This window comes from Mesorhizobium sp. WSM4836, assembly GCF_055811815.1.
Genome location: NZ_JBVVQF010000001.1, coordinates 88,916 through 102,072, shown reverse-complemented (window position 1 = coordinate 102,072; position 13,157 = coordinate 88,916). Strand labels below are relative to the sequence as shown.

The 13,157-nt window shown below is 59.5% G+C and carries 16 protein-coding genes, 1 tRNA gene and 1 pseudogene; 13 read left to right on the top strand and 5 right to left on the bottom strand.

The features are described 5' to 3' along the window. Positions 1 to 32: 32 nt before the first annotated feature. The 3 genes from AC0L2P_RS00535 to AC0L2P_RS00525 all read left to right on the top strand — a co-directional run bounded on the left by AC0L2P_RS00535 (position 33) and on the right by AC0L2P_RS00525 (position 1,953). Complete coding sequence (locus tag AC0L2P_RS00535) at positions 33 to 659, top strand: hypothetical protein (protein ID WP_473499171.1); 627 nt, start codon at positions 33 to 35, stop codon at positions 657 to 659. A gap of 274 nt (positions 660 to 933) precedes the next feature. Beyond that, positions 934 to 1,380: a YcgN family cysteine cluster protein gene (locus tag AC0L2P_RS00530; RefSeq protein ID WP_023678278.1), complete on the top strand. Its 447-nt coding sequence runs from the start codon at positions 934 to 936 to the stop codon at positions 1,378 to 1,380. Between the two features lie 216 nt (positions 1,381 to 1,596). Beyond that, complete coding sequence (locus AC0L2P_RS00525; RefSeq protein ID WP_473499169.1) at positions 1,597 to 1,953, top strand: hypothetical protein; 357 nt, start codon at positions 1,597 to 1,599, stop codon at positions 1,951 to 1,953. A 130-nt stretch (positions 1,954 to 2,083) separates the two neighbouring features. Here the strand turns inward: AC0L2P_RS00525 and AC0L2P_RS00520 are convergent, their stop codons facing one another. After that, complete coding sequence (locus AC0L2P_RS00520) at positions 2,084 to 2,794, bottom strand: SIMPL domain-containing protein (RefSeq protein WP_473499167.1); 711 nt, start codon at positions 2,792 to 2,794, stop codon at positions 2,084 to 2,086. A gap of 183 nt (positions 2,795 to 2,977) precedes the next feature. On the opposite strand from AC0L2P_RS00520, the gene AC0L2P_RS00515 reads away from it, so the two are divergent. Further along, positions 2,978 to 3,053, top strand: a tRNA-Ile gene (locus AC0L2P_RS00515). A 118-nt stretch (positions 3,054 to 3,171) separates the two neighbouring features. Here AC0L2P_RS00515 and AC0L2P_RS00510 read toward each other — a convergent pair. The 3 genes from AC0L2P_RS00510 to AC0L2P_RS00500 form a co-directional block, all read right to left on the bottom strand. Then, a complete protein-coding gene (locus tag AC0L2P_RS00510) occupies positions 3,172 to 4,362 on the bottom strand; it encodes a site-specific integrase (RefSeq protein ID WP_473499165.1) in 1,191 nt (396 codons plus the stop codon). Between the two features lie 4 nt (positions 4,363 to 4,366). Beyond that, positions 4,367 to 4,588: a helix-turn-helix domain-containing protein gene (locus AC0L2P_RS00505; protein ID WP_473499163.1), complete on the bottom strand. Its 222-nt coding sequence runs from the start codon at positions 4,586 to 4,588 to the stop codon at positions 4,367 to 4,369. A gap of 71 nt (positions 4,589 to 4,659) precedes the next feature. Further along, the gene (locus AC0L2P_RS00500) at positions 4,660 to 4,905 is read right to left on the bottom strand and encodes a helix-turn-helix transcriptional regulator (protein WP_077383584.1); all 246 of its coding nucleotides are present in this window, start codon (positions 4,903 to 4,905) and stop codon (positions 4,660 to 4,662) included. A gap of 651 nt (positions 4,906 to 5,556) precedes the next feature. On the opposite strand from AC0L2P_RS00500, the gene AC0L2P_RS00495 reads away from it, so the two are divergent. The 9 genes and pseudogenes from AC0L2P_RS00495 to AC0L2P_RS00455 all read left to right on the top strand — a co-directional run bounded on the left by AC0L2P_RS00495 (position 5,557) and on the right by AC0L2P_RS00455 (position 11,567). Beyond that, entirely contained in the window at positions 5,557 to 6,144 is a 588-nt protein-coding gene (locus AC0L2P_RS00495) for a hypothetical protein (protein ID WP_473499161.1), read from the top strand. Positions 6,145 to 6,235: 91 nt separating this feature from the next. Continuing rightward, positions 6,236 to 6,565 (top strand): helix-turn-helix domain-containing protein, encoded by a 330-nt coding sequence (locus AC0L2P_RS00490; protein ID WP_473499159.1) that lies wholly within the window; start codon positions 6,236 to 6,238, stop codon positions 6,563 to 6,565. Further along, complete coding sequence (locus AC0L2P_RS00485) at positions 6,565 to 7,302, top strand: ImmA/IrrE family metallo-endopeptidase (RefSeq protein ID WP_473499157.1); 738 nt, start codon at positions 6,565 to 6,567, stop codon at positions 7,300 to 7,302. The genes AC0L2P_RS00490 and AC0L2P_RS00485 overlap by 1 nt, the downstream gene beginning before the upstream one ends. Positions 7,303 to 7,403: 101 nt before the next feature. Continuing rightward, on the top strand, positions 7,404 to 7,628 hold the full coding sequence (locus AC0L2P_RS00480; RefSeq protein WP_473499155.1) for a DUF2188 domain-containing protein: 225 nt from the start codon (positions 7,404 to 7,406) through the stop codon (positions 7,626 to 7,628). A gap of 32 nt (positions 7,629 to 7,660) precedes the next feature. Then, entirely contained in the window at positions 7,661 to 7,936 is a 276-nt protein-coding gene (locus AC0L2P_RS00475; RefSeq protein ID WP_473499153.1) for a multiubiquitin domain-containing protein, read from the top strand. A gap of 4 nt (positions 7,937 to 7,940) precedes the next feature. Then, complete coding sequence (locus tag AC0L2P_RS00470; protein WP_473499151.1) at positions 7,941 to 8,321, top strand: E2/UBC family protein; 381 nt, start codon at positions 7,941 to 7,943, stop codon at positions 8,319 to 8,321. Beyond that, a complete protein-coding gene (locus AC0L2P_RS00465) occupies positions 8,318 to 9,739 on the top strand; it encodes a ThiF family adenylyltransferase (RefSeq protein ID WP_473499149.1) in 1,422 nt (473 codons plus the stop codon). Before AC0L2P_RS00470 ends, AC0L2P_RS00465 begins: the two co-directional genes overlap by 4 nt. Further along, on the top strand, positions 9,739 to 10,125 hold the full coding sequence (locus AC0L2P_RS00460) for a ubiquitination-like system serine protease family protein (protein WP_473499147.1): 387 nt from the start codon (positions 9,739 to 9,741) through the stop codon (positions 10,123 to 10,125). Before AC0L2P_RS00465 ends, AC0L2P_RS00460 begins: the two co-directional genes overlap by 1 nt. Before the next feature lie 286 nt (positions 10,126 to 10,411). Continuing rightward, positions 10,412 to 11,567: pseudogene (locus AC0L2P_RS00455) on the top strand (IS3 family transposase). A 309-nt stretch (positions 11,568 to 11,876) separates the two neighbouring features. On the opposite strand, the gene AC0L2P_RS00450 reads toward AC0L2P_RS00455, so the two are convergent. Further along, positions 11,877 to 13,079 carry a tyrosine-type recombinase/integrase gene (locus AC0L2P_RS00450; RefSeq protein ID WP_473499145.1) on the bottom strand — a complete coding sequence of 401 codons (1,203 nt, stop codon included), beginning with the start codon at positions 13,077 to 13,079 and terminating at the stop codon, positions 11,877 to 11,879. Positions 13,080 to 13,157 lie beyond the last annotated feature (78 nt).

The following is a 13,157-nucleotide window of genomic DNA, read 5'->3' as shown; positions in this document are numbered from 1 at the left end:
GCCGGCTGTTCGGCGGGTGCGGCTTCCTGCTGTTGCTGGTCGCGCTTCTTCCTGCGCGGCTTGAGCTGCTGCTGATCGTCGTTCGCGGGCGCAGCCTGCTCGGACGGCTGTTCGGCAGGCGCGGCCTCCTGCTGTTGCTGGTCGCGCTTCTTCCTGCGCGGCTTGAGCTGCTGCTGATCGTCGTTCGCGGGCGCGGCCTGCTCGGACGGCTGTTCGGCAGGCGCGGCCTCCTGCTGTTGCTGGTCCCGCTTCTTTCTCCGCGGCTTGATCTGCTGCTGATCGTCATTCGCGGGTGCAGCCTGCTCGGCCGGCTGTTCGGCTTCGATCTGCTGTTGCTGCCGCTTTTTCCTGCGTTGATTGCGCTGCTCATCTCCGCCCGAGGGCGCAAGTTGTTCGGCGGGCGCGGATTCGGTCTGTTGCTGCTCGCGCTTGTTCCGGCGCGGCTTTTGCTCGGACTCGCCCGATTGTTCGGCGGGTGCTTCGGTTTGCTCCTGCCGTTCGCGCCTCTTGCCGGGCTTCTGTTCCGGCTCCGCCTGCCCGCCTTGGGCACAGGCTTCGGCCGACTCGCCTTCGGCGCAGTTCGACTGCGCCGGGATAAGCACCGCGCTGTTCCGGGCGGGGCTGAATGCGGCATTGCCTTGCAGCGGGAACGCGCCTAACGGCGCGGACGCCATCAACAGGCCAAGCGCCGAGCCTGCCAGAATCCGTGGTTGGCGTTTCATCATAAACACTCCTTGTGGCGGTCCATCCCCGCCCAAACTTTCAGCAACCATGTTTGGTTCCTGTTTGTAGGTTCTAGCGGTAGCACAGGGCGATTGACCGGCGTTTTGAAGGCGACTTCATGTCATTCGTATGGTCCCGGCGTATGGTTCGGACGAGGATGCATGCGTTGCGGCGCTTGACCTTGACGCGTCCGAGGGCCACATGCCGACGATGGAAAAGCCGTTCTGGAAAACCAAGACACTCGAGGCGATGACCCCGGCCGAGTGGGAATCACTCTGCGACGGCTGCGGCAAGTGCTGCCTGTCCAAACTCGAAGACGAGGACACAGGAGAGATTTACTGGACCAGCGTCGGCTGCCGGCTGTTCGACGCTGGAAGCTGCCGCTGCTCCGATTATGCCAACCGGCTGGCGCGTGTTCCGGATTGCGTTGGGCTGACCCCGCAGAATGTGCGCACCATCAGCTGGCTGCCCAAGACCTGCGCCTACCGGTTGGTGGCCGAGGGCCGCGATCTCTACTGGTGGCACAGGCTGGTGTCGGGAAGCGATGAGACGGTGCACGAGGCCGGCATCTCGATGCGCGGCCGGGTCAGCGCCAGCGAGACCGATCTTGCCGAGCCGGACGACTATTTCGACCATATGCTTGCTGACGAGCCTTAGGATTCACTGCGAAATTAGGACCGGGAACGGACCCAAACGGGACGTTGCCCATTCGCCCTATATAACACCGATCCCAGAAACGAAGAGACTATCCCGTTCCTGATGAATGAACCGGAGATGAACGGCCGGTTCGCAGAAAATTCAGGCAGGCGGGTGCATTCTCCGTCCATCGCTTCGGTGAAAACGGGTGGAAACCCTCAACAAGGAGAAAAGACAATGTTCAACACCATCAAGACGGCGGCTCTTTCGGCTCTTGTCGGCCTTGGCACGCTTACCGCCATTCCGGCCCATGCGGACAGCATCTATCTCGGCTTCGGCAACAACCAGGACCCGCGCGTCGGGGTCTATACCGGCGACGACGATGGTTATTACCGCGAACGCCGCCGTGAGCGTGATTGGCGCCGGTCCTGTTCGCCCGAGCGTGCCCTCGATAAGGCCGAACGCATGGGCCTGCACCGCGTCCGCATCGTCGACGTCAGCCGCCGCACGGTCAAGGTTGCTGGCCGCCAGTACGGCGACCGCGTGGTGATCGTATTCGCCAATGAGCGCGGCTGTCCGATCATCTATCGCTAGGCCCCTTCGAGCTTTGCGGCCGGCGAGCTTTCAGCCGGTAGAGTAGCGGAGCCCCCTTCCCACCATGACGTAAGGTGGGCTCGAACCCCGGAGGATCGATCCTCTGGGGTTTCGTGCTGCGAGCTATTGGTCATTTCAGTTCGAAAGTCACCGTTACCTGCGCGGTATAGGAATTTTCGCCGGCCTGCACGGGGACCGACGCGCCGGCGGCATCGAATGCCTTGGCGTTGATCGGCATCGGCGGTGGTGCGAAATTCTGGTCGGTGATTTCCAGGACCCGGCCGATGCCGGCACCGGCCGCTTCGGCCAGCGTCTTGGCCTTGGCCATGGCATTGGCGACGGCCTTCTTGCGCGCCTCGGTGACGGCTGCCGCTGGATCGTCGTTGGAGAAGGAGATGCCGCCGCCCTGGTTGACGCCGAGCGAAACCGCCTTGTCGAGAATGTCGCCGGTCTTGTCGATGTCGCGGATGCGCACCGAAAGCGTGTTGGTCACCTGGTAGGCGACAAGCTCGGCGTCCTGGCTGCCGTCGGGCTTGTTGTTGTAGTTATAGCGCGGGTTGATCTGGATGCCCGCGGTCTGCAGGTCGCGCTCCTTAATGCCGGATGATTTCATCGCAGCAATCACCGCGGCCATGGCGTCGTTATTGGCATCGAGCGCTGCACGTGCTGTCTTGGCTTCGCGCATGACGCTGAGCGTCAGCAGAGCCAGATCGGGTGCTATCGCCGCCTCGCCTTCACCGGTGACGACGATACGCGGCGGCGGTGGCGAATCGGCGGCGGCCGCGATCGCCGGAAATGCGATAGCGGCGGCAATCGCCAGGGGCAAAATACGTCTGGTCATGAAATCTCCTCGATCTGCGATCCCAAGACAGCCGGGTGTTGGGCGGCGTCCAATGGGCGACGTGCAATAGATTATCAATATGGGCTGATTTGGGCGATCTCTGCCAGCCCCTTGGAACGTCTGCTCGGAAAGCCCTCGGAAAGCCTTGTGCGGTTCAGGGAAAAACACTAATCCAGCGCCGTGGGGCCTGTAGCTCAATGGTTAGAGCCGGCGGCTCATAACCGCTTGGTTGGGGGTTCGAGTCCCTCCGGGCCCACCATAACCTTTGATTTCATTGATGAAAATTGGCCTTTGCCCACGCCCTGCCCACGCTTTGCCCACGGCGCTTTGGCGGCAAAAAATCCTCTGAACGGGCGCGCTTTCGAACAGCTCGCGATTCATTGTGAGCCGACGATGCGCAAATTGGCCCGCCGCTTCGCCTGATCGCGCTTTTCTTCTCGCTGGTTTATCGCTCTAGCAATGTCGACGGCAATGCGCTTCTTGTTCGCCTCACGGACGTATTCGTCGGTCACCGTCATCGACGAATGTCCCATAGCCTCCATTATGGCACGCGCTTGGATGTTGCACTCGGCGAGGTAGGTTCCAAACGTGCGGCGCAGGCCATGAAGCGTATAGCCATCCGGTATTCCAGCCTGCCGGGTCCAATGCCGCATCATGCCGGTTAGGCTCTTTTCCGAGAAAGTGCTGCCATAAGCAGTCTTTAAGACGGTGCCGCCTTTCGATCGGTCGAGAGGTTCAAGCGCGGCTGCCAGCTTGTCTACGACCGGAATGAACATCTCTCGACCCCCGTGGCGATTGCGGTTTTTCTTCTGCCGAAAGTCAAAGGCTTCGATCAACACCAGCGAGCCGTCGAACAACTCGATCTCCTCGCTCACCATATCGCACCATTCAAGAGCAGCGATATCGGCGCGCCGATTGCCGAGCCAGAAACCGAGTGCGTAGCAGGTCCGAGCAGGGGTACCAATTGGATGCCGCTCTTCGTACTTTTCTCTGATCCCGATTGGCCAGGCCGGGTTCTTGGTGGACCTGGGCACGCGTACACGAATGGACAGCGATGGGTCGTCCTGCGGCTTAATCCATTTCTCGACTTGAATTGCCACCCACAGCAGTTTTTTGATCGCGACGAGAAGGTGCTTGGCGACCGTCCGGTTGGCAAGAAAGATGCCCTCGATTATCGCACGCAGACGATCGGCATCGAGATGTTCCACCGGGGTATCGCGCCACGTCAGTGGATAGTCAGGATCGACCTGCATCTCAAGGAAGCGTTCAATGAGCCGCAGGTTCTTCCGCTGCGTTGCCTCGTCAAAGTCCAGCCATTCCATGGTAGTTTCGAGTCGCCGTGCTGCATGCCCAAAAGTACGCGGCACGGCGCGCCCCGGCATGTTGATAATTTCCGCGCCGCCAGCGCGACCTTCAACGGCACGCCGGTAGGCGATCTCAAACGCTTCGTCGCCGGGCTGGCCGGGTAAGGTTATTTGTCGAGCACGGCGATTAGCTCGGAAGCGCCAGTACTCCTTGCCATTGACCAGGCGCGAAGAAGCTCCAGGATAGTCAGGATTTTTGGCCATTGCATTACTCTCCGCGCTGCAAGTCCTCGCGCAGGGGCTTCTTTAACAAGTCCTCACTTTCCATGGCAACGCGCAGCAGGACTGGATATGGAAAGCCTCTGCCTTGTTCTATACCTTCAAAGGTGCGCTTCGGTATTCCCAGCACCTTGGCCGCGGCTTCGGCGGTGAACCCTTCCTTGGCACGCCATGCTTTCACGTCTTGCGCAAGTTTCTCATTCTCGTTCACGTTATCCCTTCCGCGCCGGCCATCATCATACTACGCCTGCAGCGCATACGCAAATAGCGTAGTTGCTATCTTTATTCTACGTCTCGTTTGCTTCGTTTCAACAGCTCTTGTAGGCCGCTGTCTTTGTCCGGTAACGAGGTGAAAGCGATATCCAGGGCTACACGATCCCAGACAGCGCGGCTGTTGATGCGCTTGGGCTTCGGCATGCGCCCATCGGCAACCATCTCGTCAAAAAGCGTCGATCCGACACCGATGTAACGAGCTGCTTCCTCACGAGATAGCCCTCGTGGGGCATACGAGATTGCGTCACTCTTCATGGACGCTGCCTCGGTCCTGATATTCCGGGCGTGGTGGTATCGAAGCACAAAGCCACATCCTAGTTGTCATTTCGTAGCGACGAGATCGTGTTGGGCTAAAATAAGACGAGCCTCGTTAAGCGGAAGCGGCCTGACTAGTTCGCTCGGCGTAAACTGGCAGCAACGTGTGAACGGGGGCATTCCGGCAGGAGAGCAATCCGTGCGGCAAGTCGGCGGACGGCTTTTCGCTGAGCTGGCGATCAGTGAGCCATTACTCAGACGTACGCGTTCGGGCCGGTAGCTGCCTGTACGCTTCCCTGCATTCAATTGCGTGAAGCGGACCCTTCACGCGATCGCTTCCATCTGCCTCAACCGACGTTTAGGGTGACGGACGACGACGGGCAATCCTGGCCGCGGACGCCGCCGCCTAGGCCGCAGGCCTTCGCATCGGCATGCCCGCGAGCAAGGCGCAGGCGCTCGTTCCAGGACTTGTGATGCAGGAAGCGGATTTTGCGGCTGACCTCGAAAGCCTCAGCCGATTAGCGATCTGGGCGCTGCGGCGCTATGCGCTCAAGCTAACGGACACTACGCATGACGGATCAGTGTGACGAATGGGACTGGTGGTGGGGAGCATGGCAAAACCGTATTCGGTGCGGAGCATGCCATGCGCTCATGGACGCCGATACGCCCTGCCCGGTCTGCGCAGCGGACTATAGCGAGCCGGAACCGGTTATCGTAGACTGTGAAATCGTATCGTATCAGCGCACGCTGCCCGGCGCGCTCGACTGGTCGCCTTACGTCATGCTGCAGATCATGCATCGGGACTGGCTTCGCCCGCTTTCCGCTACCGATCCGAACAACCTGCCTCGTAACAAGGAACCGTCGGGAAGGGTGCTGGTCGCGCTGGTCTTCTGGACCTACTTTGAAACGTTGATGGATTGGTATTACGAGGCGGCTACGGAACGGCTTCCCGAAGCGGTTGCGCGTGATCTGCTCGGGCGATACGGGATGATCGGCAGACGCCTTGATCAAGTGCACCGCATCCTTTTTGGAACGACCTACGCGCAGGATCTCACCGACCTTGGCTTCGCCGATGTGGCCAGCCACCTCGAACACCTGCAAAAGCGACGAAACGCGTTTGTTCACGGCAATCCGGAGGCGATCGACGATCCCCTTGTCGAGCAGACTGTTCGGCTGATTCCACGCTTTCATGAGGCGTGGATTGGCTCGTTCAATTACCGCTGCGCTTGGCAGCGATAGAGCCGGCCAAAAGACAATCCGCTTGACCGGATTCCGGGCCCACGCTACGCTGATCCGCGTATTTGCGTTGTGAGAAGGAGCTTCATTTTCCATGGCTCAAAAGACATTCGGTGGTGCGATCAGCGAGGCCAGAAAGGCGAAGGGCTGGAGCCTGAAGGATCTCGCCTCGCGTATTCTCCGGGAGGATGGAGATGCCATATCGCCTCAATATCTCAACGATATCGAGCATGACCGCCGCAGTCCTTCCTCTGATCGCATGGTTCACCAGTTCGCTGACGCACTCGGGATAGAGCAGGACTGGCTCTATTACCTTGCCGGCCGTTTTCCTGCGGACGTACGCGACAAGAAACTCTCGGAAAAAGAAGTGACGGACCTGATGGTCGCATTTCGCGGCGGCCCGACGAAGGGAAGGAAAAACTGATGGTGCGATACGTCCCTGACCGCACGGGCCGATTTTCGCAGCGGCCGCATTACAAGCCAGAGGAACTGGACCGCCAATGCGAGTCCATCATCAGCAGCTTTCTCAAGGAACGCTACGGAGAGGTCCGATATCCAATATCGACCGACGATCTCACCGTGCTCATCGAACAAGACACCGAAGCGCTCGATCAATATGCGGACCTGTCTCAGTATGGGCTTCATGTCGAAGGGCTGACGCATTTCCAGCCGGGGCGCAAGCCGCGCGTAATGATCTCGGACAAGTTGGCCCTTGATGACAACCGCGAGAATAGGCTGCGGACCACCCTCGCGCACGAATACGGGCATGTCCGTTTTCACGCCTATCTGTGGGATATGGAACCGCCTGCTCCTGATCTGCTTAAGCGCAATCCCAGCGCCAATATGCAGGTGTGTTTCCGGGATACAATGCTGAACGCGCCCCAGACCGACTGGATGGAATGGCAGGCCGGTTACATCTCGGGCGCTATTCTTATGCCAGTTTCCAAGGTTCGTGAGGTCGTCCGGGAATATTGCGAATCGAACGGCCTTTATGGCGTTGTCGGACAAACCGATTCGCACGGCCGCGCGTTGAGCGAGGCGATCAGAGCAGCGTTTCAGGTTTCGGCGGACGCCGCGCGGATACGCTTGCTGAAGCTCGGAATTCTGGGGGCGCAGAGTGCCGGACCGTCCCTATTTGATGCCCTGTCGCAACCGAAATAGCGGCGGCCATCCAAACGGCTTGCGTTTTTTTTGCATCCGTTTTACGCTAATTAGCAGATCGGCGGATTTGCATCGTCGAGCAAAATGAAAGGACCCAGACTATGAGTAGACGTAATCAGCATGTTGTCCCTCACCACGGTGAATGGGCAGTTCGGGCGGAAGGATCGAACCGCGTGACCTCGACGCACGATACGCAGCGCGAAGCCATCGACCGCGCCCGGGAGATCTCCCGCCATCAGGAGTCGGAGCTTTTCATTCATGGGCGCGACGGTCGCATCCGGGCGCGTGACAGCCATGGTCATGATCCGTTTCCGCCGAAGAACTAACCCCAACGAAACGACAAAAAGGAGTTTGGAAAATGCCGCACGAAAATGAACACGGTCATGGTCATGGTCATGGTCATGGTGATACCTACAAGATCATTATCGACCGCCGCCCCTACGATTGGCCCAAACCCGTCATCACCGGCGCGGAGATTAAGAATCTGGTCGGCGTTGATCAGAACAGCTTCGAGGCCTGGCAGGATGTTCCGGGTCCCGAGGATATTCCGGTCGGTGACAATCAGGAGATCATTCTGACGCCGAAGGGCACCGAACGGTTCTTCACTGGCAAGAAGACAACCACGGAGGGCTGAGGGAATGACGTTTCTTCCGGCGGCCGATGTCGAATATCTGACCAGCAAACATATCGCGTACGAAGAGGTTCAGGACGGCAACAAGAAGGGAATAATCCTGAAAGGCCGTCCGTTGCCTGACGGCCGTTTCGATGCGGAGTGCGCCGATGTCCTGATCATCCTGCCTGCCGGATATCCTGACGTTGCGCCGGACATGTTTCACTTGATGCCGTGGGTGAAACTGATCAAAGGCGGCAAATACCCGAACAAAGCCGATCGGCCGGTTACGTTTGCCGGAAAGAACTGGCAACGGTGGTCGCGTCATAACAATGAGTGGCGGTCCGGTGTGGACGGCATCTGGACCATGATCAAGCGAATCGAAGACGCCTTGGAGAAGGCTGCATGACGACGTACAGCCTCTCACTCCGGGACAGTCATCTGGAAGAACTGCGCAATCATTTGCTGCGCCCGGATGGCTGTGAACATGCCGCATATCTGCTTTGCAGCTGGGCAGACATTCGCCGCGATCCCTGGGACCGGGAAGCGCACGAGAAATTCATTGTCGAACAGGTCGTGACGGTTCCCGACGATCACGTCGTGGAATCGACATCGAACGTTGTCACCTGGACGACCACGTCTTTCGTGCAGTTGCTCAAGCAAGCCGAAGCGAAATCGCAGGTGGTGGCAATCGTTCACAATCACCCTTCGGGCATGACGGAATTTTCCGAGCAGGATGATCGCAACGAGCCTGATCTCGTACAATTGGCGGTGAATCGGAATGGCGCCGGTACGAAAATGCTCAGCGTCATTTTGACGGCGGATGGAAAGCTCTCCGGTCGGGTCTGGCTCTTCCCCAATGAAGGCGCTCACGAACCACTTCGGATGGTCCGGGTCTACGGCAACCGATTTGCTCTTCACTATCCCGACAGGGGGAGCGGGCTCCCGGCACCGGCCCTGCAACGACAGGCACTGGCGTTCGGCAAGGCCCTCAATGAAGACCTGAGAAAATTGCGGGTCGGTGTGGTCGGATGCGGCGGAACGGGAAGCGCCGTCGCAATGCTGCTCTCGCGTCTCGGGGTGGGTCAGATCGTTCTGATCGATAACGATATCGTCGACCAGACGAATCTCAATCGACTACACGGATCCACGCAGAGCGATGCGGATGCGATGCGACCAAAAGTGGAAGTCGTGGCACGGGAAATCTCGCGCCTCGGGCTTGGTGTGCGGACGGTCCCCATCGAAGCCTGGGTCGGCGACCCGGGTTGCCGTGACGCCTTGCGGTCATCCGATGTGATATTCGGTTGCACCGACGACCATGAAGGCCGGTTGTTCCTCAACCGGTTTGCCTATTACTACTTGATACCCGTATTCGACATCGGCCTGGCCATCGACGTTGACGATCAGGAAGTCCCAAAGGTGAATGCGCTGGACGGGCGCGCCACCGTGCTGATGCCCCCCGAAACCTGCCTCGTTTGCCGGGGTGTCATCGACCCTGAGATCGCACGGGCGGAAGCACTCAAGCGGGAAGACCCCGAAGAATATGAGCAGCGCAAGGCAGAGGCCTATGTCGCCGGCGGCGGCGACCCCGCTCCTGCGGTCGTGACCTTCACGACGGAACTCGCCTGCCAGGGCATCAACGAACTGATTCACCGGCTACAAGGCTTCCGCGGCGAGGACGGCTCAGCCGCCAATCGGGTACGCAAGTTTCATCTCAATGAAGATCGCCGGTTTGGGCACAAATCAAAACCGGGTTGTGCCGTCTGCGGATCGGATGCGATCTGGGGCGAAGGTGACATTGAGCCCTTTCTTGGAAGGATCGGCTGATGCAGGTGATCGCGTCGATACTGCTGTGGCTGCTGGTTCAACTGCGGCTGATTCAGGCGCCGGATTTTGTCGCCTTGACGATCACGGATCACCCGGAACCGGGAGACATGAAATCGGGCAAGATCTATATCGTGGGCGGGAACGATTATCAGAAATGGGCCTACTTCCGGTGCCCCGCCGACCTCTCCGAGATTATCCAGCTTTCCCTGATGGAAAAGCGCCGTCCGCATTGGAAAATCACGGCGGACATCCTAGGCAGGCCGACCGTGCATCCTTCCGTGCGCCAACTTGATGGTTCATTCGCACATTTCTGGATCAAGAAGGGCCGAGTTCACTGGTGCGCAGATAGCGGTCGACGGCCTCAATCTTGGACATACGCAATTTAGCCTGTTACGTCACCAGGCCTCGGCGACCACCAGCAAATGGCTGCGTTCGATCTCGTCGCGCTCGCACTGGCCCTCGCGCTCCTCCACGAATTCAAAACATCATGTCCCGGGCCGAGGAAAGCAAGCAGCAGGTGCATGAAGAGAGATAGCCTGCGACACCTGGGCGCGAGACTTCCTGACCAGCGGCATCGCCGGTTACGCTGGCGACAATGGGCACACCTTGACCTGCCAATGAGTTTTTCCTTCACATGGAGTTAGAGTCCGGCCTTGACTGAAGGACGGACTGATGAAGTGGAAGCTGTTTACGGAAGAGCAGATCATTGCGGTTCTGCGCGAGCACGAGGCGGGCGCGAAAACGGGCGATCTGGCCCGCAGGCACAAGGCGAAGTATGGCGGGATGGACGTATCCGACGCCAAGCGCCTGAGGGCCCTTGAAGACGAGAATGCGAAGCTGAAGAAGCTGCTCGCCGACCAGATGCTGGAAGCCTCGGCACTTCGCGAGCTTCTGTCACAAAATGGTAGGGCCCGCCGCCAATCGCGAAGCCGTCGCGCATCTGTAGGCCGTCATGGGCCTATCAGAGCGTCGGGCCTGTTCCTTCGTCGGTGCCGATCGCAAGGTGATCCGCTACCAGTCATGCCGTCCGCCGGAGACCGAACTGCGCGGCCGGCTACGGGATCTTGCCAATGAACGCGCCGGTTGGCTATCGGCGGTTGTTCATCCTGCTGCGGCGGAAGGGCAAGCCGTCAGGGATCAACCGCATCTATCGGCTCTACCCGGGAGGAAGGGCTGACGGTTCGCAAGCGCTGGGCGTGGCGACGAGCGGTGGGCACGAGAGCGCCGATCCTGGTTGAGACGAGACCGAATGCGCGCTGGCCTTGGACTTCGTGCACGACCAGTTTGCCTGCGGACGGCGCTTCCACGTGCTGAACATCGTCGATGACGTGACGCGCGAATGCCTGGCCGCGATCCCGGACACGCCGATCTCCGGTCATCGGGTGGCACGTGAGCTGACCGATCTGATCAGCCGTCGCGGCAAGCCGGACATGATCGTTTCCGACCACGGCACCGTGTTCACCTCGAACGCCATCCTTGCCTGGTCGAAGGACCACCATTTCGAATGGTACTACATCGCGCCAAGCAAGCCGATGCAAAAAGGCTACGTCGGATCCTTCAATGGCCGCATGCGGGACGAGCTGCTGAACGAGAGCCTCTTCTTCGGCATCGATCATGCGCGGAGCGCCATCGCCGAATGGAGGAGGATTTCAACACCGCGAGGCCACATTCCTCGCTAGCATACCAGACCCCGGCGGCGTTGGCCGGAACCCTGACCGCAACCGCCTCCGACGCTCCGCTCGATAAGGGCTTCGCGTCTCCGCCGGTTGCTCAACCCGCGCCCTACAGCGTAACAGAAACGGTCGAGGCTCTAATTGCTGCTGGATGAAAGTTCAGTGGGAGGTCACAACCTGCAGCGTGGCCACCCCGGAGCGTCCGCTATGAGGCAGCGACAGAACCAACTTCAATGACCGAGATGAGGGCGCAAAGCTCACTTTCACTTCCCGCCATGCATGGGCCGAATTCGAGTCAGAATGCTTGGCTTCACTGGAAGTTTGGGCAGTGTTAATGTATCCCGAAAGCGGGAGGGATCACCCTCTCGCAGAATTTAATCAGTACAGTGGTATAGCGCTGCAAATCACCATTCGTCTTGGTCATTGGGTTCGCCAGACCGTAGATGGCCCAGTTTTAGGGGCCTTCAACCGCCGGTAATTTTCACCCGCGCGTTTTTGCTCTCGAGTTCATCCAGATAATCGGCCCACCATTGCATCATCTTTACGCGCTCTTCCCAGTGCTCTGCCCGGGCGTAGGCGCGACGAACGTCGTTGCTCTCAACATGGGCCAGCTGCCGCTCTATGGCGTCCGGATGCCACTTTCCGCATTCGTTTAGCAGAGTCGATGCCGTTGCTCGAAAACCGTGCGCGGTAGCTTCTTCCTTACCGTAGCCCATGCGGCGCAGGGCGGCGTTAAGCGTGTTGTCGGAAATCGGACGCGAACCCGATCGAACACTAGGAAACAGCAGCAACCCACCACCAGAGATTTCTCTAAGCGAGGTCAGGGCGCTGACGGCCTGCGTTGCAAGGGGTACGCGGTGCGGCCGTCGCATCTTCATGCGTCCTTCAGGGATGGTCCAAACCGAGCTTTCGAAATCGAACTCGTCCCATCCGGCCGCGCGCAGCTCGCCGGGGCGGGGAAACAGCAGGGCCATCAGCTTCAGGGCGGCTCGGGTTGTAGGCTGTCCGTCAAATGCATTGATCGCCCTCAGCAAGCCTCCCAAGGCCTTAGGATCGGTAACCGCGGCTCGCGGCGTGACCGTCGGACCGACGAGTGCGCCCCTCAGGGCGACCGTCGGATCTACATCGGCGCGTGCGGTTGCGATTGCATATCGAAACACGCTGCCGATGGTGGAGCGCAGTCGCCTGGCCGACTCGTATCGACCGCGAACCTCCACGCTGCGGAGAGCGGCAAGAATTGTGGCCGGATCGATCTCCCGAACGCTTTTGTCCCCAAACGTTGGATAGGCAAAGTCGAGCAACCATTTGACCTTGGTGATGGTCCGGTCGGCACGTCCCTCCTTCTTCAGCTTGTCGACGTAGTCCTCCGCGATTGACCGAAAGGTGTCCTCTGCCAAAGCCTTTTGCAACTTACGCTCTTGTGCGGGGTCGATGCCACGTAGGAGGAGACGTTTGGCGGTATCGCGCGCCTCGCGTGCCTCAGCGAGGGAGATGAGGGGATAGCTGCCCAACGCCAAAAGCTTCTGCTTGCCGCCAAAACGATAGGCGAGGCGCCATAGGCGAGATCCAGTAGGCTGCACCCAAAGCTGGAGCCCGCCTCCGTCAGTCAATTTCACGAGCTTGGAAGCGGGTCGGGCATTTCGGCATTTCACGTCGGAAAGGGCCATTTTCGGGACCTCCATTTGGCTGCATCGATACCATCAGGATCTCCAATACCAGCGAAAATACCAGCCCTCCGCCTCGTT